Origin of the sequence: Bradyrhizobium sp. 179, assembly GCF_023073535.1 — a bacterium.
Lineage (GTDB): Bacteria > Pseudomonadota > Alphaproteobacteria > Rhizobiales > Xanthobacteraceae > Bradyrhizobium.
This window is the reverse complement of sequence record NZ_JADPJR010000104.1, coordinates 102,100-119,498: the sequence shown is the minus strand read 5'-3', so window position 1 is coordinate 119,498 and position 17,399 is coordinate 102,100. Positions and strand designations below refer to the sequence as shown.

17 protein-coding genes and 3 pseudogenes are annotated in these 17,399 nt (G+C 62.8%); 11 read left to right on the top strand and 9 right to left on the bottom strand.

Annotated features, from left to right (window positions below; translation table 11 throughout):
- Positions 1–70 precede the first annotated feature (70 nt).
- The 4 genes and pseudogenes from IVB12_RS24490 to IVB12_RS24475 form a co-directional block, all read right to left on the bottom strand.
- A complete protein-coding gene (locus IVB12_RS24490; protein ID WP_247302819.1) occupies positions 71–1,303 on the bottom strand; it encodes a rhodanese-like domain-containing protein in 1,233 nt (410 codons plus the stop codon).
- Positions 1,304–1,407: 104 nt separating this feature from the next.
- Positions 1,408–2,697, bottom strand: coding sequence for a DUF1963 domain-containing protein (locus tag IVB12_RS24485; RefSeq protein ID WP_247302817.1), 1,290 nt, complete (start codon positions 2,695–2,697; stop codon positions 1,408–1,410).
- Positions 2,698–2,841: 144 nt separating this feature from the next.
- A pseudogene (locus IVB12_RS24480) lies at positions 2,842–3,075 on the bottom strand (PepSY domain-containing protein); the annotation flags it as partial.
- A gap of 33 nt (positions 3,076–3,108) precedes the next feature.
- Positions 3,109–3,993, bottom strand: a complete 885-nt coding sequence (locus tag IVB12_RS24475) for a dihydrodipicolinate synthase family protein (protein WP_247302815.1) — start codon at positions 3,991–3,993, stop codon at positions 3,109–3,111.
- Positions 3,994–4,154: 161 nt separating this feature from the next.
- On the opposite strand from IVB12_RS24475, the gene IVB12_RS24470 reads away from it, so the two are divergent.
- Both IVB12_RS24470 and IVB12_RS24465 read left to right on the top strand, forming a co-directional pair.
- Entirely contained in the window at positions 4,155–5,567 is a 1,413-nt protein-coding gene (locus tag IVB12_RS24470) for an FAD-binding oxidoreductase (protein ID WP_247302813.1), read from the top strand.
- An 11-nt stretch (positions 5,568–5,578) separates the two neighbouring features.
- Complete coding sequence (locus tag IVB12_RS24465; RefSeq protein ID WP_247302811.1) at positions 5,579–6,295, top strand: GntR family transcriptional regulator; 717 nt, start codon at positions 5,579–5,581, stop codon at positions 6,293–6,295.
- A gap of 6 nt (positions 6,296–6,301) precedes the next feature.
- Here IVB12_RS24465 and IVB12_RS24460 read toward each other — a convergent pair whose 3' ends face one another.
- Positions 6,302–6,439 (bottom strand): hypothetical protein, encoded by a 138-nt coding sequence (locus IVB12_RS24460; RefSeq protein WP_247302809.1) that lies wholly within the window; start codon positions 6,437–6,439, stop codon positions 6,302–6,304.
- 289 nt (positions 6,440–6,728) lie between these two features.
- On the opposite strand from IVB12_RS24460, the gene IVB12_RS24455 reads away from it, so the two are divergent.
- Both IVB12_RS24455 and IVB12_RS24450 read left to right on the top strand, forming a co-directional pair.
- On the top strand, positions 6,729–8,750 hold the full coding sequence (locus IVB12_RS24455; protein WP_247302883.1) for a YgiQ family radical SAM protein: 2,022 nt from the start codon (positions 6,729–6,731) through the stop codon (positions 8,748–8,750).
- Between the two features lie 662 nt (positions 8,751–9,412).
- On the top strand, positions 9,413–9,988 hold the full coding sequence (locus tag IVB12_RS24450; RefSeq protein ID WP_247302806.1) for a DUF1993 domain-containing protein: 576 nt from the start codon (positions 9,413–9,415) through the stop codon (positions 9,986–9,988).
- 238 nt (positions 9,989–10,226) lie between these two features.
- Here the strand turns inward: IVB12_RS24450 and IVB12_RS24445 are convergent.
- Positions 10,227–10,334, bottom strand: a pseudogene (locus tag IVB12_RS24445) (sulfite exporter TauE/SafE family protein); the annotation flags it as partial.
- An 81-nt stretch (positions 10,335–10,415) separates the two neighbouring features.
- Between IVB12_RS24445 and IVB12_RS24440 the strand changes: the two are divergent.
- The 6 genes from IVB12_RS24440 to IVB12_RS24415 all read left to right on the top strand — a co-directional run bounded on the left by IVB12_RS24440 (position 10,416) and on the right by IVB12_RS24415 (position 15,499).
- A complete protein-coding gene (locus IVB12_RS24440; protein WP_027547784.1) occupies positions 10,416–10,616 on the top strand; it encodes a DUF6494 family protein in 201 nt (66 codons plus the stop codon).
- Positions 10,617–10,782: 166 nt separating this feature from the next.
- Positions 10,783–11,130: a hypothetical protein gene (locus IVB12_RS24435; RefSeq protein ID WP_247302804.1), complete on the top strand. Its 348-nt coding sequence runs from the start codon at positions 10,783–10,785 to the stop codon at positions 11,128–11,130.
- A 1,403-nt stretch (positions 11,131–12,533) separates the two neighbouring features.
- Positions 12,534–13,556 (top strand): LLM class flavin-dependent oxidoreductase, encoded by a 1,023-nt coding sequence (locus IVB12_RS24430; RefSeq protein WP_247302802.1) that lies wholly within the window; start codon positions 12,534–12,536, stop codon positions 13,554–13,556.
- Positions 13,557–13,910: 354 nt separating this feature from the next.
- Positions 13,911–14,255, top strand: a complete 345-nt coding sequence (locus IVB12_RS24425) for a DUF1236 domain-containing protein (RefSeq protein WP_247302801.1) — start codon at positions 13,911–13,913, stop codon at positions 14,253–14,255.
- A 114-nt stretch (positions 14,256–14,369) separates the two neighbouring features.
- Entirely contained in the window at positions 14,370–14,729 is a 360-nt protein-coding gene (locus IVB12_RS24420) for a hypothetical protein (protein WP_247302799.1), read from the top strand.
- Between the two features lie 233 nt (positions 14,730–14,962).
- Entirely contained in the window at positions 14,963–15,499 is a 537-nt protein-coding gene (locus IVB12_RS24415) for a hypothetical protein (protein WP_247302797.1), read from the top strand.
- A 111-nt stretch (positions 15,500–15,610) separates the two neighbouring features.
- Here IVB12_RS24415 and IVB12_RS24410 read toward each other — a convergent pair whose 3' ends face one another.
- Positions 15,611–15,880, bottom strand: coding sequence for a hypothetical protein (locus IVB12_RS24410; RefSeq protein WP_247302795.1), 270 nt, complete (start codon positions 15,878–15,880; stop codon positions 15,611–15,613).
- 50 nt (positions 15,881–15,930) lie between these two features.
- On the opposite strand from IVB12_RS24410, the gene IVB12_RS24405 reads away from it, so the two are divergent.
- Positions 15,931–16,359: a hypothetical protein gene (locus IVB12_RS24405; RefSeq protein WP_247302793.1), complete on the top strand. Its 429-nt coding sequence runs from the start codon at positions 15,931–15,933 to the stop codon at positions 16,357–16,359.
- Positions 16,360–16,528: 169 nt separating this feature from the next.
- Here the strand turns inward: IVB12_RS24405 and IVB12_RS24400 are convergent, their stop codons facing one another.
- Both IVB12_RS24400 and IVB12_RS24395 read right to left on the bottom strand, forming a co-directional pair.
- The gene (locus tag IVB12_RS24400) at positions 16,529–16,984 is read right to left on the bottom strand and encodes a hypothetical protein (protein WP_247302791.1); all 456 of its coding nucleotides are present in this window, start codon (positions 16,982–16,984) and stop codon (positions 16,529–16,531) included.
- 10 nt (positions 16,985–16,994) lie between these two features.
- A pseudogene (locus tag IVB12_RS24395) lies at positions 16,995–17,206 on the bottom strand (hypothetical protein).
- Positions 17,207–17,399: the final 193 nt, after the last annotated feature.

The following is a 17,399-nucleotide window of genomic DNA, read 5'->3' as shown; positions in this document are numbered from 1 at the left end:
AGAAGATGGCGGGCGCCCGTCATGCTTGCGTCAGCAATTCCGCCATCCGAGAGGGTGACGGGCAACAGACTCAGATCACATAAAACCCGTGCGTTCCGTCCCGGCGGAGCTGCTCGACCAGGCCGTACTCCCAGTTCAGATAGGCCTGCATCGCACCTTCCGCGACGTCGGTGCCTTCATAGGGGCGGCGGTAACGATGTGCCGGATCGGGCTTCGGCAATACGCGCGACGGGCCGATCTCGAGCGCACCGTCATAGCCGCCTTCGAGCACATAGACCTCCCAGCCCATCTGCGCGAGCCAGGACGCCGTCACGTCGGCACGGACGCCCTTGTCGTCAGTCAGGAGGATGCGCGCCCCACGCACCGGCGCGGCCATGTCGGTCTCCTGGACGAGCTGACCGCCAGGATAGTGGCGGAAGCCGGGAAGATGGCCGGCCGCATATTCCTCGGCATCGCGCACGTCGAAGCGATAGAGCGTGCGCTCGGCCTGCGCGACAAGCGCCGCCGCCTCGCTCGCGCCGATATGACGAACGCCGGCGCGATAGGCCACGTCGCGGGCATTGGCGGGGCCGCCTTCGAACGGCCCGATCGCGCCGCGCCTGTCGGCGCCGTGATCGAGCCTGTGCCGCGCCAGCGTCCAGCCGATTGTGCCGTTGCGCAGCGCGCACACTTTGTTGGGCACGCCGGCATTGATCAGCGACTGGGTGCCGATGATCGAGCGCGTGCGGCCGGCGCAATTGACGATGATCGTGGTGGCGGGATCGGGCGCGGCGCTGCCCGCGCGCAGCACCAGCTCCGCGCCCGGCACGCTGACCGAGCCCGGAATGTTCATGGTCGCATATTCGTCGAAGCGGCGAACGTCGAGAATGGCGATGTTGGCCTTCTCGGCAATGAGTCTTGCCACCTCGTCGGCGCTGAGGGAAGGCGTGTGGCGGCGCGCCTCGACCAGTTCGCCAAATGCTTTTGAATAGGAATTGACGTCCTCGAACACCTCGTAACCGGCCTTGCGCCAGGCCTTCAGCCCACCATCGAGCACGCTGATGTTGCTGTAGCCGAGCGCGGCCAGACGTTCGGCGCCGGTCGCAACCAGCTCTTCCCCATCATCATAGAGCACGATCGCCACGTCCTTGCGCGGCAGCCTGACCTCGGCTTCGACCGCGATCCGGTCGGCAGCCATGTTAGCAGCGAACAGCGGATGGCCAGTCGCGAACGCCGCCTCGTATCTGAGATCGAGCAGCGCGATTTCTTCACGCAGCAGCAACGAGCGGCGGATCTCGGCGGGAGTGACGGTCGGGAGCTTCATGGCATGGACTCGATATGTGGGCCGGAAGCTTTTGAACCATTGCAGCGGTGTTGGCCAGCCATATCGGAGAGCAGGAGAATCGCGAATTCGCCGCGTAGATCCGTCTAGTCGCATTCGTATGTGGCGACGACCTGCGAAAAATCGCGCCGGGCAAGAGCATCCCGATCGATCCAAAAATGCAGCACACCGCCGACGTCGGAGTGCCAATCAAAGAACGCAAGATCGCCTTGTATCTGGAGCAACAACATGTCTTCCAGATGCTCCTCGGTCGCATCCTGCGGGCCGCTGCCATACCCCAGCATCTGATGAAGCGCCGTGCTGAAGTGGCGGCGCTGCCCTTCTTCGACAGTTGGCGTCTTCCAGTGATTCTGCCGCGCGAGATTCGCAACATAGCTGAGAGGGACGTCATCGCAACCATCGGCACGTTGGGTCGCCATGCAACGAATCGTGTGGTTGATGGCGTTGCCCAGGTCCCTCGGGAGTTCGCTCGCGTATGTGCGCACTTGCCCGTCCAGCTTCTCGTAGGCTCGCACGACATCGAACCACCAGGATCTGAAGCTCGCTTTTGTGTCCAAATCGATGCCATCCATCTGGGTGAGCGCCCGACACCGCTCGAGCCACCCGACGGCACCAGCGCGAAGCCGCTTCAATTCCATGGTTGCTTCGTCGGTGAGCGGCTTGCCGTAGTATCCACGCGTCAGATCGCGTTGGACGTGCGACAATACCGACCGAACCACGTAAGTGATCAGTAGCCAGTTGAAGGGCCAATCCTCGTCCTTCTCGTATTTGGCCGCACCTCGGAATTGAAGCAGATCACTCTCCGGCGGCTCCCCCGGACCCAAAGCCTTGCATAATTCTTCCACCATAAGCTCACCTCCGACTGCGTCCTCGCGGAAGTAGAAGTCGCGGAATAACCGGAAGGAGATCGGATATTTGAACTCGACCTTGGAATGAAAATCGAAGTTGGGGTCGAGCCATTTGACTTGGTAATCACCATCAGTGCCGGCCAGCGGCATCAAATTTGGCGGCGGCGCACGGTCAGGATAAGCGCCACCGTCGCTCGGACCATAGAGGACACGGCAAGGTGGACGCCCCTCGCCGACGAATACCGAACTGCAAAAGAAATAGAGTGTGCCGCGTTTCGGAAGCGGCGACCAACCTGAACCGGGCAGTTCGGCCAAGTCAATTTGAGCCACGAACGTGAGCGCAACTGTCTCCAAGGTTTCGTTTGCTCTGACTTCCGCCGTCGGCCATTCGAATTGCGGGGGCAGCTTGGGAAGACCGCCGAAGAAGCTTCGCGAAGGATGAGCAAGGGGCACGGGCAGATCGCTACGTCGAACGAGCACCGCAGGCAGCGCCGCTTGTTCAAGTTCGTCTCGTTCGGATCGCGCCATCAAGCCCCCTCACGACCTTAGCGTGTATCATGAGGATCGAACCATTTCGCGAAACCGCACACAAGTGTTTCTTAGTCGCAGCGGCAATACCCAGCTCGTCATGTCCTTAAGACGGACTGTTCGGGAGCCGCTGAACGCTGAACCTCACTCGCCCGGAACGAGCCGGCCGGGCGGCGGCTGCGCCGGGCGCCGAAGCCTGCGGCGGGACAGGTAGAGCAACATGCCCGTGACCGAGAACAACGGCATTAAAGCCGCGGCGATCATGAAGGCGACCTTGCCCGGCCGCCCCAGGATGGCGCCGCGATGGATGTCGAGCACGTTGGCGACAATCCTCTCGCCAAAAGTTTTGTTGGCTTAGCGCTCCGCGGAGACCAGTTGTTCACCGTGGGCCCGTCGCGATTCTGCGTGATCTCACGCGACAGCGGGAGCCATCAGTTCATCGAGCTTTCGCTGGAACGCGGCGCCGTCGGACAACGCGCGGAGCGGCGGACGCACACGCAGCCAGCTGGTATCGCCTGTCTGCGCCGCGAGAATGGCCTTCAGCGTCGCGACCAGAGATGGCGTCTTGACCACGACGTCGATCGCGGCTTGCATGCGCGCTTCGACATCCTTGCCGTCGACCATGGCCTTGACCAGCTCCGGCACGACATTGGCCATGCCGCAGATGGTGCCGGCACCGCCGGCGGCGATCGCACGGGCGATGTCGGCTTCGTTGCCGACAGTAATCGCGAGGTCGGGCGCGGCGTTGCGGAACGCCTGGAATTGCTTGAAGTCGCCACTGGAGTCCTTCAGGCCCGCAATCAGCTTGCCGTAGCGCTTGCGCAGATTCGCAGCGACACTGGTCGGGATCGCGACGCCCGAGACCTGCGGAATATGATAGAGCGAGGCGCGCAGGCGATCGTCGCCGACGCCGTCGATGATCGCGGCGAAGGCATCCTCGATGCCTTCAGGGGTGACGTTGCGATCGACGTAAGGCGGCAGCAACAGGACGTGACGCAGGCCGAGGCCGAGCACGGCGCGCGTCAATGCGATGCCGTCGGTGATGGCGGGGAAGCCGCCGCCGATGCCGATACGTTCCGGCGCGACGCCGGCCTTGAGCACGGCTTCGATGGTCGCGATACGTTCGGCGGCATTGAACGAGGTGCCCTCGCCAGTGGTGCCGAACAGCACGACACCGTCGATCCCTCTACTGAAGAGTTGCTTGGCATGAGCCGCGAGCTTTGTGCTGTCCACGCTGCCGTCCGTCGCCAGGGGCGTCACTGATGCCACCCAGAACCCGCGAATTGCCTCCATCATGATACCACCCATTGCTGCGCTTCAGACTAAGCCCCTGATTTCTCGCGATCTTCAGGCCTGTCGAAGCGGTGTTTTTGCTTTACTTCTTCTGATGTACCTTACATACAAGGCGAACGCAATCCCGCGGCGATCGGCGGCCGCAGATCGTGAGGAGGTCTCGCATGGACATGGCGCCCAACATTGAGCTTCCCGACCAGTTGCTCTGCGCACTTCGCGACAAGCTCGGCGCGGCCGCGGTGCTGACCGGCAGCGACGTGCCGGCGCGCAATTGCAACGATTGGAGCGCAAGCCTGCCGCAAACGCCGCGCGCGGTGATCCGTCCGCTCGATGCGCAGGGCGTTGCCGATGCGATTCTGGTCTGCCGGCAGGCGCGGCTTCCCTTCGTGCCGCAGGGCGGATTGACCGGGCTGTGCCGCGGCGCATCGCCCGAAACAGGCTGGGTCGCAATCTCGCTCGAGCGCATGACCGGCATCGAGGAGATCGATCCTGCGTCGGCAACGATGACGGTGAAGGCAGGCACGCCGCTGGAGACGATCCAGAAGGCCGCAGATGAGGCCGGCTTCTTCTTTCCGCTCGATCTCGGTTCGCGCGGCTCCTGTGCCATTGGCGGCAATCTCTCGACCAATGCCGGCGGCAACCGCGTGATCCGTTACGGCATGACGCGCGAGCTTGTGCTCGGGCTCGAAGTGGTGCTGCCCGACGGCACCATCATCACCAATCTCAACAAGCTGATAAAGAACAACGCCGGGTACGATCTGAAGCATCTCTTCATCGGCTCGGAAGGCACGCTCGGCATCATCACCCGCGTGGTGCTGCGGCTGTTTCCAAAACCGCGTTCGACCATGGCTGCGCTCTGCGCGCTGAAGGACTATGCCGCGGTGATCGCGCTGCTCGGCGCCGCACGCAGCGGGCTCGGGCCGCTGCTGTCGGCCTTCGAGGTGATGTGGCCGGACTATTGGGACGTGATCACGATTCGCGCCGGCGTGAAGCCGCCGGTCGCAGCAGGCCACGGCCTCTACGTGCTGGTCGAGGCGCAAGGCACCGACGAGAGCATCGACGCGCCGCGCTTCCAGACCTGGCTCGAAGAGCTCATGGAGCGCGGGCTGCTGACTGACGCGGCGGTGGCGCAATCGCTGGCGCAAACGCAAGCGTTCTGGCGCGTGCGCGACATCTGTGCCGAGTTCGGCCAGGTGCTGGGGCCGCACATCTCCTACGACATCGGGCTGGCGGTGGCGCGGATGGACGAGTTCGCGACGCGCTGCAAGGCCGCACTCGCCGATGGCATCAAGGGCTGCGAGAGCGTCTATTACGGCCATATCGGCGACGGCAATCTGCATCTCGTCTCCTGGGTCACGGGTCTCTCCGTCGCGCAGCAGCCGAAGGAGGAAATGGACGCGATCATCTACGGTCTCGTGCGCGAGATGGGCGGCAGCGTCTCCGCCGAGCACGGCATCGGCACGCTGAAGAAGAAATGGCTGGATCACGCCAGGAGCGAGCCTGAGATCGCGCTGATGCGCACGCTGAAGGCCGCGCTCGATCCCGAGCATCTGCTCAATCCCGGCAAGGTGATCTGACCGAACAGCCCATGAAATCGCTGAAGCTCGATACGCCGAAATCGCTGTCGCAGCGGGTGATGCAGCGGCTGCGCCAGGCCATCATCGACGGTGAGTTCGCGCTCGGCGCCGCCATCTCCGAGGAGATGGTGGCAAATTCCTTCGGCGTCAGCCGCACGCCGGTGCGCGAAGCGATGGGCCAGCTGCAGGCGCAAGGCCTCGTGGTGATCCGGCCGCAGGTCGGCAGCTTCGTATTCACGCCGAGCGCGGAGGACATCCATGCGCTCTGCACCTTCCGCATCGCGCTCGAGCCGAAGGCCGCTGAGTTCGCCTTCCGCCACGACCGCGACGGTGCTGTCGCGGCGATGAGCGCAGCGATCGCCGCGATGGAGCCGGCGATCGCGGCAAGAGACAACATCGCCTATGGCCGCGCCGACGCCGCTTTTCACGAGGCGCTGTTCGCCCATTGCGGCAACCGCTACCTCGCCGAATCCTATCAGCTCGTCTCCGGCCGCGTCGCCGCGCTCCGCACCAATTTGACCTCGCCGATCGACGTGCGCACCCGCTCGTCCTTCGACGAGCATCGCAGGCTGCTCGATCTGTTCGCACGCGGCGAGCAAGCCTCCTTCGAAGCACTGATGACGACGCACATCACCAATTCGGGCGTGGTCTATGCCAAGGCGCTGAAAGTAGAGGCGCTGAAAGTAGAGGCGGTGAAGATGAAGATGGAGGCGCCGAGGGTGGATTGAGCGTCGTCACGGCTCCTCCGCCGGTCCCGGCCTGTCCAGAAAATCCAGCGCGGTGTTGATCTGTTCGAGCTGGTGCTCGAGCCTGTCGCGGTCTTCGACCGACTGCGCTGTCTCGAGCTGTTCCACGAGCTTCTGCTTCCGCATCAGCAAGTTCTCTATGACGGTGCTCACAATTCCCCCATCGCCAGAGGCGACGTCACGAACGCCGAGATGGTGGAGGCGCGCGCGACTCGGGCCCGGTTAGAACCCTGAACCAGAATGTTCGCAGCGGCGATTGGTTCCCGCGGGCGCCACCCGATCTGGGCGGCCGCGAGGCTGGAACTCCGCGCTCAACTCGTCATGACGATGCCGCCAAGCTGCATCGGCGAGACATCGGCAAAGGCCGCGCATCGATCGGTTGTATTCACCCGCCCGGAGCCCTATGCCTATCCGTATGGACACCCAGATCGTCACCGTCGAAAAGCCTCTGATGACACAGGCGCGCCCGCGCAAGCCGGCACCGTTCCTCCCCATGAGCCGTGCCGAGATGAATGCGCTCGGCTGGGATGCCTGCGACATCGTGCTGGTGACGGGCGATGCCTATGTCGATCATCCGAGCTTCGGCATGGCGATCATCGGCCGGCTGCTCGAGGCGCAAGGTTTTCGCGTCGGCATCATCGCGCAGCCGGACTGGCACTCGGCCGAGCCGTTCAGGGCATTGGGCCAGCCGCGCGTGTTCTTCGGCGTCACCGGCGGCAACATGGATTCGATGGTGAACCGCTACACCGCGGACCGCCGCCTGCGCCATGACGATGCCTATACCGCCGGCGGCGAAGGCGGCAAGCGGCCGGACCGCTGCACCATCGTCTACGCCCAGCGCTGCCGCGAGGCGTTCAAGGACGTCCCGATCGTGCTCGGCGGCATCGAGGCCTCGCTGCGCCGGATCGCGCATTACGATTACTGGTCCGACAAGGTGCGCCGCTCGGTGCTGGCCGATGCCAAGGCGGACCTTCTGCTCTACGGCAATGCCGAGCGCGCCGTCGTCGAAGTGGCGCAGCGGCTCGCCGCCGGCGAAGCGCCGCGCGAGCTCGACGACATCAGGGGCGTCGCGCTGTTCCGCAAGGTCCCTGCGGATTACACTGAGCTGCACGCGGACGATCTCGACTCCGCCGATGAAGGCGCATCGCGCCAAAAAGGCTCCACGGTGATCCGCCTGCCGGCCCTCGAGCAGGTCGAGCAGGACCGCGAGGCCTATGCGCGCGCTTCACGCGTGCTGCACCGGGAGAGCAATCCCGGCAATGCGCGGCCGCTGGTGCAGCGTCACGGCGATCGCGATCTCTGGCTGAACCCGCCGCCGATCCCGCTCACCACCGAGGAGATGGACGCGGTCTACGACCTGCCTTACGCGCGCGCGCCGCATCCGTCCTACGGTGATGCAAAGATCCCCGCCTGGGAGATGATCAAGTTCTCGGTGACGATCATGCGCGGCTGCTTTGGCGGCTGCACCTTCTGCTCGATCACCGAGCATGAGGGCCGCATCATCCAGAACCGTTCGGAGGGCTCGATCCTGCGCGAGATCGAGAAGATCCGCGACAAGACGCCGGGCTTCACCGGCGTGATCTCCGACATCGGCGGCCCTACCGCCAACATGTACCGGATGGCGTGCAAGGATCCGAAGGTCGAGGCGGCGTGCCGGCGGCCGTCCTGCGTCTTCCCCGAGATATGTCCGAACCTCAACACCTCGCATGACGATCTGATCCGGCTCTATCGCAAGGTGCGCGAGACCCGCGGCATCAAGAAGGTGATGGTCGCCTCCGGCGTGCGCTACGATCTCGCGGTCGAGAGCCCCGAATACATCAAGGAGCTCGTCACCCATCACGTCGGCGGCTATTTGAAGATCGCGCCGGAACATACCGAGCGCGGCCCGCTCGACAAGATGATGAAGCCGGGCATCGGCGCCTACAACCGCTTCAAGCGGATGTTCGATGAAGCCGCCGAGCAGGCCGGCAAGAAATATTATTTGATCCCCTATTTCATCGCGGCACATCCCGGCACGACCGACGAGGACATGATGAATCTCGCGCTCTGGCTGAAGAAGAACCGCTATCGCGCAGATCAAGTGCAGACCTTCCTGCCCTCGCCGATGGCGACCGCCACCGCGATGTACCACACCGGCGTCAACCCCTTGCGCGGCGTCCGCCACGGCGGCAGCGACAAGGTCGAGGCGATCAAGGGCCTGCGCCAGCGCCGCCTGCACAAGGCGTTTCTGCGCTACCACGACCCCGACAATTGGCCGGTGCTGCGCGAGGCGCTGAAGGAGATGGGCCGCGCCGATTTGATCGGCTCGCAGCCCCACCAGCTCGTCCCCGCGCACCAGCCCCCCGGCACCGGCAAGGCCGCCGGCACGAAGCGCCCGGTGCGCCCCGGCGGCAGGACGCAGCGGTTTACAACCAAGGGCGTGCGGGTGATGAAGTAGCGGGACGAGGGAGCTTTCGTGCCCCCCGCAACAAAAAATGTCGAAAACAACCCCATGCACGGTAGCCGCCCCTAGCGGGATCAATGGCTTGGACACCTTGCAGAGACGCTGACCCGTCGGGCAAAAAGTCGTTGCCCCGTCGGGCAACACAGGCGCATGATGGCATCATTGGGCAGGCGGGATAGAGCGAGCCCGGTCTCTGCCCGCATCGATATCCTCGAGCTTCACACCGCGTCCCGCGCGCAGGCTGTCACACGCCTGTTCGACGCGTGCAGGGGGATATACTCCCCGGGGAATTAGCACTTTGGCACCGTGTGACACCGGCTTCACCCTTCGCGGCTGGTGGTCCACGCCCGAGCCGTCACAGCTTCGTCAACACGGCCGACACCAAATCCGAGGCGCTAGGGCGTGCATTTATCGATCAGCCCCCAAGCAGGCTGCGTCCGTTCTGCCTTCGAAAGCAGACCTGGCCGGTTCGCCTTTGGAAGTCAGCTAAGGGCCACATGCTGAAGCGAAGAGACTTCACGCCCCTAATCCGCTCTCCACCTCAAAGCAGACGGTCGTTGCATGGTCGGGCGAGGCAGCTACAGGCCAAGAGGGTGCATCGGCGCGAGAGCCAGCAGTTGGTGTTAAGTTGTCCGCTCTATGATACAATTTTCACCATGGCACAGGTTGCGACATCACTCTACGACCTCAGCGTTCCGACTTTCCTGCAGACCGCTAGGGCCGTCGGAGGCTTTCTCGACCGCACGACCAAACATTGCGCCGAGACCGGGGCCGGCCTGGAAGAAGTTGTGAAGGCCCGCCTCTTCCCCGACATGGCACCTTTTCACTTCCAGATCGAAGCCCTGACGCATCATGCAATATGGGGGATGGAGGCTGTGAAGACCGGCGTGTTCGCCCCACCGCCCCTGGTCGGCGCGATGCCGTTTGCCGACCTACGAACGATGGTCGGCCACGCAATAGTGGCGCTGGAAGCGTTCTCACCCGATGAGGTCAATAGTTGGTCCGGCAAGAATCTGGACATCGAAATCTATCAGCCGCTCGACGTGGACAATCCCACAACTTCGGGCTGGGTCCCGCGGACATTGGCCCTCACGCCAGAGACTTTCCTCCTCTCGTACTCACTACCCAACTTCTATTTCCATGCTGTCACAGCGTACAACATCCTGCGCACGCGGGGCATACCGCTTGGAAAATACCATTTCCAGGGACAGTTGCGCACCAGACCGATCTAAGCCAACGGCGCATGCACTCTAATGGAGGCGAGTAGTCGGCTAGCAGAGCATGCATCTTGCCGACGGCACGCGCCCATAGATGCCCGCTCCGGGTCACGAGCAGCGATCGCGCTGGGGCCGAACTATGTCCAGTTAGTCCCAGCGAGCAGACTTACGGATGGAGCATTCGGTCTTCAGCAGGCCAACAGGCGACATTCTGACGAGCGACGCCGCGAAGCGAGGCGGCTTACTCGCGTCGTCAAACCTTGACCACTGAGATGACCAAGATCGCAGCCAGTCCCGGCAACAAGATTGAACTCGCCACGATGCCCAGAAGCAACGGGCGAATGAACGTCCCGATCATTGATCTCTAGTCCGGGACTTGGGGGCTGTAAACACGGGATCGCCAATGTGTTAGGCTTTGCCCAGCCGATCAGGGAGAAAAGCCATGACCGCCGAGTTCGATGAAGACCGCTTCAATATGGCTATCCGTAAGTTTCTGAAGCATGTCGGAGTTACATCGCAGCGTGAAATCGAGAATCTAGTGCGTAGCGGGGCGGTGAAAGGTGGCGAGCTCAAACTGCGAATGACGCTGTCCGCTGAGGGGACGCCGCTGAAACATGTTGTCGAGGAAACAGTCGCACTCTGACGAGGGCACACCGACCCAACGTCCGTTCAGGGTCAGAACCAGCCGTTTAATAGCGAGGACCGCCGTTGATAGCGTCTCGGCGCTCTGACGTGATCGAGAGCCATCGGCGAAGCTCAGGCGTTGGCGGCCGAATGACTTGCTTTGCGCGACGGCCAATCGATCTGGCATGTCGGAAGAACCCATACGCGGTGAGCAGGATCACAACCATTGTGGTCGCGAAGTAACCAGCCTCAAAAAAGACGATACACCACGCGACGAAGAACACGACCTGCCAGAGCAAGGCGAACCCGAGATAAGTTTTGCCGGTTGGGATGCCTTTGCTCATACTGATCACTTATGCATCCTTGCAATCCGCGGCACCCCCCAAGTTGATCCTTCCGGCTTGCGACGAGCCCATGGTAAAGATTGCGTTGCGCGTCGAAACGCGGAACTTCCGCTCCGGGTCAAAAGCGCCTATTGGGCAGCTGGAGTGCCATTTCCGGTTTGCCCTGACGAGGAGATGGCTGAACGGTGAGACCCGACTTCGCATTCGGCCCACAATCGGACTCATCCAGTGCAGAACAACCATCAAAGATCTTCCCGCAGTGCGCCTTGAAAGAGCCGTGGGTAAGCAGCGGTGGGTGCCCAGCTCGATTATAGATCGAGAGGGCAGTTCAGTTGGACTTAAAGCCCTGAAGAAGGTTGCCAGGTAGTACGACAGCCAGAACGACGGTGATATCGATGACTGTTAAGGCGGCCTGTTTAGCTGAACCATGGCGCATGCCAACGCCTCCTTCAGTTCGACACGCCGAGTACCCTCCATGGTCGCCTGTTTTGGCCTGGCGCTTGGAACTCGATGGCCTGGCCAACCGATAAGTCGAACAACGCAGTTCCAACCGGCGCAAGAACCGAGATGCTTAGCGAAGGATTGTTCCAGGTTCTCCAGCATCAGACACGAAGCATGCGATGCGGCGGGTGCCCCGGCTAACTGGCCTTGGTGCGATACACCTTGCTGTATGTAAATGCGTGCCATGGCCGAAGTTGCCAGATTTTCCCGCGGGTCCAGCGAACGGGCCAAGTCTTAAAAGAAGAGGGGCTGGCAATGCACTACGTCCGCGCGCACGAAGTTGTAGTTCTTCACGACCGCCTTGAAGCGCTCGTTTTTCAACTTGCCGAGTTGGAACAGTTGCGAGCGCAAGTGCTTTTAGCCGAGCAGAAGGCGGAGAGAACTGGAGGAAAGTGCGAGCGCGGGGAGGCTCACGGGAAGCGCCAGTTGCCTGCGAAATAGGGCCGCTGCCGGAAGGCAACAACCGGTGCTCCGGTCTGCGCCTCTTTGCGGCAGGTAAGGGACATTACCAGCACAGAGGCAAGATTTTCGGTCTCCGTCGGTTGAATTCAGGCGACGATAATGAGCCAGTACGTAGAGGCGCGTTACGCGCTCCTGATATTGCAAGAAGCGCGGGAGACCTGCGAAGATCAAGCAGCAATATTGCTCAACAATCTAATGCAAGACCTTAGGCCAGCACAGCAAGATGACCCGCGTCGTGCCGGTGCGTTAGCTTCTATCCGGCATTTGGCCGTAATTTTACGCGAGCACCGGATGCCCGCATCGTCTTATTGGGAAGCGGCGCTAGACGCTGCGCAGGCATGGCGAGACCATGCAGAGCGATGACGGGGCCTCGGCTCTGGGCTGTCGGGCGAAGATGTTTTCCAAATGCGTCGCTGTCGGCAACATTTAGTCGTCTGTTCAGCGTCAAAACGCGACGCCGACCCCAGAGGCCCGAACGCCTGCGATGGGTCAAACTGCGAAATGACGGCGTTGTCTGCTTAGGTCTGCTTCTCCCCAAAGGGCGGCACTTGCGAGTACACGCCTTCCGCTCTGTCCAACTTTCCTCCAGCCGTATCGCAAACTCCTGCGATCATACTTACTTTGCCTCCATGAAAAAGATTGGATTCTTGTCCTTCGGACACTGGACGCCCTCGCCGCAGTCACAGACCCGCTCGGCCGCGGACACGCTGCTGCAATCGATCGAGCTTGCGGTTGCGGCGGAACAGCTCGGCTTGGACGGCGCCTATTTCCGCGTCCACCATTTCGCCCGGCAGCTCGCATCACCCTTTCCGCTGCTCGCCGCCGTCGGCGCCAAGACCAGCAGGATCGAGATCGGCACGGCCGTGATCGACATGCGTTACGAGAACCCGTTCTACATGGTGGAGGACGCAGGAAGCGCCGACCTCATCGCCGGAGGGCGGCTCCAGCTCGGCATCAGCCGCGGCTCGCCCGAGCAGGTGATCGACGGCTGGCGCTATTTTGGCTATCGCCCGGCCCAGGGCCAGAGCGATTCCGACATGGGTCGGCGCCACGCGGAAGTCTTCCTCGACCTGCTCCGCGGCGAGGGTTTTGCCGAGCCCAATCCGCAGCCGATGTTTCCCAATCCGCCCGGGCTGTTGCGCCTCGAGCCGCATGCGCAAGGCTTGCGCGAACGCATCTGGTGGGGCGCCGGCTCGAACGCCACCGCGGTGTGGGCAGCAAAGCTCGGCATGAACTTGCAGAGCTCGACGCTGAAGAACGACGAGACCGGCGAGGCTTTTCATGTGCAGCAGGCGGCGCAGATCCGCGCCTATCGCGCGGCGTGGAAAGAGGCGGGGCACAGCCGCGAGCCGCGTGTATCGGTGAGCCGCAGCATCTTCGCGCTGATCGACGATCGCGACCGCGCTTATTTCGGCGGGGAGCGCGGAGGGGAGGATCAGATCGGCTTCATCGACCCGCGCACCCGCGCGATCTTCGGCCGCTCCTATGCGGCGGAGCCTGACGTGCTGATCGAGCAACTGCGCCAGGACGAGGCGATCGCGGAAGCGGACACGTTGCTGCTGACGATTCCCAACCAGCTTGGCGTCGCCTATTGCGCGCATGCGCTCGAGGCGATCCTGACTCAGGTGGCGCCGGCGCTGCGGTGGCGGTGAGGCAAACGACCGGCAGCTGTCGCTCGTACGATGCCGTTCAGTTTTTAGAAAGCGGGCGACGTAGGGCTGACGAGGTCGTCGAGAATTCCTTGCAGCTATGCAGCCCCGGCTTCTTGCATTCAGAAACCGGGGCCTTTGCATTTAGTGCATGTGGCCAATGAGATAGATGCCACCGCCGACAACCAGGATCGCCGGCACGGCCCAGAGAATCAATACAGGCATTATCCTCTCCTCCGAATAACTGCTCCCGAGGAAGAAACAGGAAAAAACGGCAAACGTTCCGCGTTCCTGCGGAACGGCCGAGCTGATGGCGAGTTCATCGCAGCGCCGCATCAAGCGGCGAGGGAGAATGCGATGAAGAAGTTCATGCTGATTTCGGCCGCCGCTCTGCTCGTGTCGACGAGCGCGATGGCGCAAACCACCGTCACCACGACGACCGGGGCCGGACACGGCGCGACCGTGCAGATCGAGCCGGAATACCGCACCAAGATTCGATCTTACGTCACCGAGCACAAGATCCGTCCGGTCGAAACCCGCGAAAAGATCGTGGTCGGCTCGCCGGTCCCGCGCGACGTCGAGCTCGCCAGCGTGCCGGCCGATTGGGGCCCGTCGCTGACGAAGTATCGCTACGTCTATTCGGGTAACCGGGTCATGCTGGTGGACCCCGAGACCCGCATGGTGGTCCAGGAGGTGGATTAACTGCGCCGCGCGGCGGGCCGTGGAGGAGCGGCTCGCCGTGCATCCTGCTTTCATTTCGCGGTAGGGGGCCCGATGCCCATCATTCGATATTTCCTGTTTGCAGGCGCATTGGTCGTGGCGCTGCTCTTCGCACTCGATCGCAATCTGCCGCCACTTGGCGAGCGCTCCGTCGGCCCGGAGGTCGACAGAAGCATCATTCGCATCCACTCCGCACGAGCCTTGCCTGAAAAAATCATCTTCGACACGTCCACTCAGATCGCCGCCACCGTCTCTTCGCCTCTGCTCGCCGCCGATCCGCCGGGCCACGTTACGAGCAACGCATTGGCGATGGCTGAACCGCGGAAGCCAGACACGAACACGCCCGCACCTCAGCGCGCCACGACGCGAGCAGCCGGTCTCCGTTCAAATCGCGCAGCTCGCTCGGCGTCCTCACGTCGACTCTACGATCGCCAGGTGATGGTCGGGGCATTCTGAGATGTGCTGATGCAGCGTGATCGCGGCGCAAGAGGCGCGCAGCCGTTCGCGCTCGCTCCAGATGAACGCCAGATGAATAAGAGGATGCGTGGCCGTGTTCGCGGATCGCGGAACTTCACTTCAGGTTGCGCAAGAGCGTCAACGTGTCCGACGCAAGGAACGTTTGCGTGTTTGCCAATTTATCCCGTGCCTGATTTGGCGATTTGTTTTTGGAAACCCTGGAGGAAATGGACATGAGGATCCTGAAGCTTTCCGCGGCTGCGGCCGCGCTGTTGGCCGGCACGGCACTCGCTGTTGCGCAATCGAGTTCGACGGTCGGCACCGGCGGCTCTTCGGCCGGCGGCGGCACCAGCAACTCGACGGTCGGAACCGGCGGTTCATCAGCAGGCTCGGGCAGCGGATCAGGCTCCGCGTCGACGCTGGGCACTGGCGGCTCGTCTGCAGGCGGCGGCACCAGCAGTTCGACTGTCGGTACCGGTGGCTCCGCGGCCGGCAGCGGCTCGGGAAGCGGCTCGGCCTCGACGCTCGGCACCGGCGGTTCGTCGGCTGGTGGCGGCAAGAGTTCGTCAAGCGTCGGCACCGGCGGCTCGGCGGCTGGCTCGGGCTCCAACTCCGCATCGACGGTCGGCACCGGCGGCTCTTCGGCCGGCGGCGGCAAGAGCGGCTCGACGGTCGGCGCGGCCGGCTCGTCTGCGGGCCATGCCAGCGACATGGGCATGGAGAAGGGCAAAGGCCACCACAAGGACGAGATGAAGAAGGACAAGGATTGAGCCTTTACCCGGAGCGGCAGCAATGCCGCTCCTTCGTCTTTGTTGGAGGAGGACGCGCATGAACAGATCAATCATAGCGATCGCAGCGTTGGCTTTGATGAGCGGCGCGGCTCAGGCAACAACCATGGAAAAGACAGGAAAGACGGCTTCGGGCGAGACCTGCAAGGTGACGGTCGAGAAGCACGCTGACGGTAGCATTACCGCGGTCGGCTCATCTGGTTCAGGCACGACCGGATCGACCTCATCGAGCGGTTCGCTGTCGAGCTCAAGCTCGGCCGGCGGATCATCGGTGCACGTGCAGGCCGGCGGCGGCAACGTCTCGAGCTCGTCGTCGACGGCTGGCGGTCCTGGCTCCACCAGTGCCAGCACCATCACCGTCAATGGCTGCACAATCTCGACCTCGTCACCCTAAATTTATAGAGGATTGAAACATGAGAAACTTACTCACGACCGCGGCGGCCGCGGCCCTGCTCGCTGCCGCTTCGCCGGTTCTTGCACAGAAGAGCGTCACCGGCGGAAGCGGCGGCTCGGCTGCCGCGGGCGGCACCTCCGCCTCCACCGTCGGCACCGGCGGCACGTCCACGTCGCCGACCGGCAGCACCGGCTCCTCGATCGCGGCCGGTGGAAGCGCCGCTTCCGTCAACGGCAAGTCCCAGACCGGCGTCAGCATGAACAAGGGCAACGGGCCCGTGCTGAATTCCAACGCGCGGGCGCAGGCCCATGAAGGCGGCACGTTCAGCCGCTCGCATACGCGCACCAAGGTCAAGGCCGGCGAAGAGGTCGGCTCGACCACCAAGTCGATGTCGCATGTACCGGGCTCGAAGCCGACCATGTCGACGACATCGACGACGGCTCGCTAGGGCGTATCGGTTCTGGTTGAATCAGAACCGAAGCTCCTTGTCTTGAAGCTCCTTGACGCGTTTTCGTCGCGAACCAGTATCCACGTCGCTAGAAAACGCGCTCATCCTCACGACCTGCTGCCCGAGTCGCTCGGGCAGCCTTTTTTGTGTTGTTTGTGTTGTCTTCCGGTCAACCGGCACTCAGGCTGTGGCTGATGCGCGTCACGATGCCGTCCCATTGCCGCTTCTCAGCCGCCGGATAATTGATCAGCACGCAATGGACGTAGCGCCGCGAGAAATTGCAACGGTCGTACCAGATCTTGCCGCGCTTGATGCTGGAGACTACGAAAAATCTCGGTGTGATCCGTTTATAGATGATCCCGGACGGCGGATTCTTCCTGGCGAGAAATTCGGCCGGCGAGAGACCTTGATTGGGAACAGCTTGCACGGTGAGATCGGCGCGGCCATCGGAGGTGCGAAATTGCTGGCCGTATCCGTCGGGCTTTCCGGCGGGCTCGGTGAAAAGCGAGGCGGGAATGTCGGCCGACGTTCCGGATTCCGGAATCCGGTAGGTCGTCCAGCTGTCTGCCCCGGCAACGGATGATGTCGCCCAGAGCGCGATGACCACAGCAGCTGCTGTCCTCATGTCGGCCTCATCAATGACGCGGCGCCAGTTGCAATTCCATCAAGGCGATCCTCTGCAAGGCGGCGGGGTTGCGCTCACCCGCACCGGCCGTGCGCAGGATGGATTCGGCGAGTGCATTGACGTGCGAGGAATGCACGGGCTCCGGCAGGGTCGCAATCGCAGCGCGGTGGTCATCAGCTCGATCACCTCGGGGGAAAACTCGGTATTGGCAAAGTTCTTCATCGGTGGACCGTGCGAGCCGCCTGCTCAACGTCGGGAAAAAGTGGAAGTTCCTGCGGGGCGGCAAGCCCGGCATCAATCCGAGAGGGCGACGCGGATGACTGGGCAATGGCAATTCGATGATGCCCGGCCCGCCGTTACAGAGCGTTCTTTGTGTCCATCCTTCGAGACGCCCGCCTCTGTGGCGGGCCCTCGA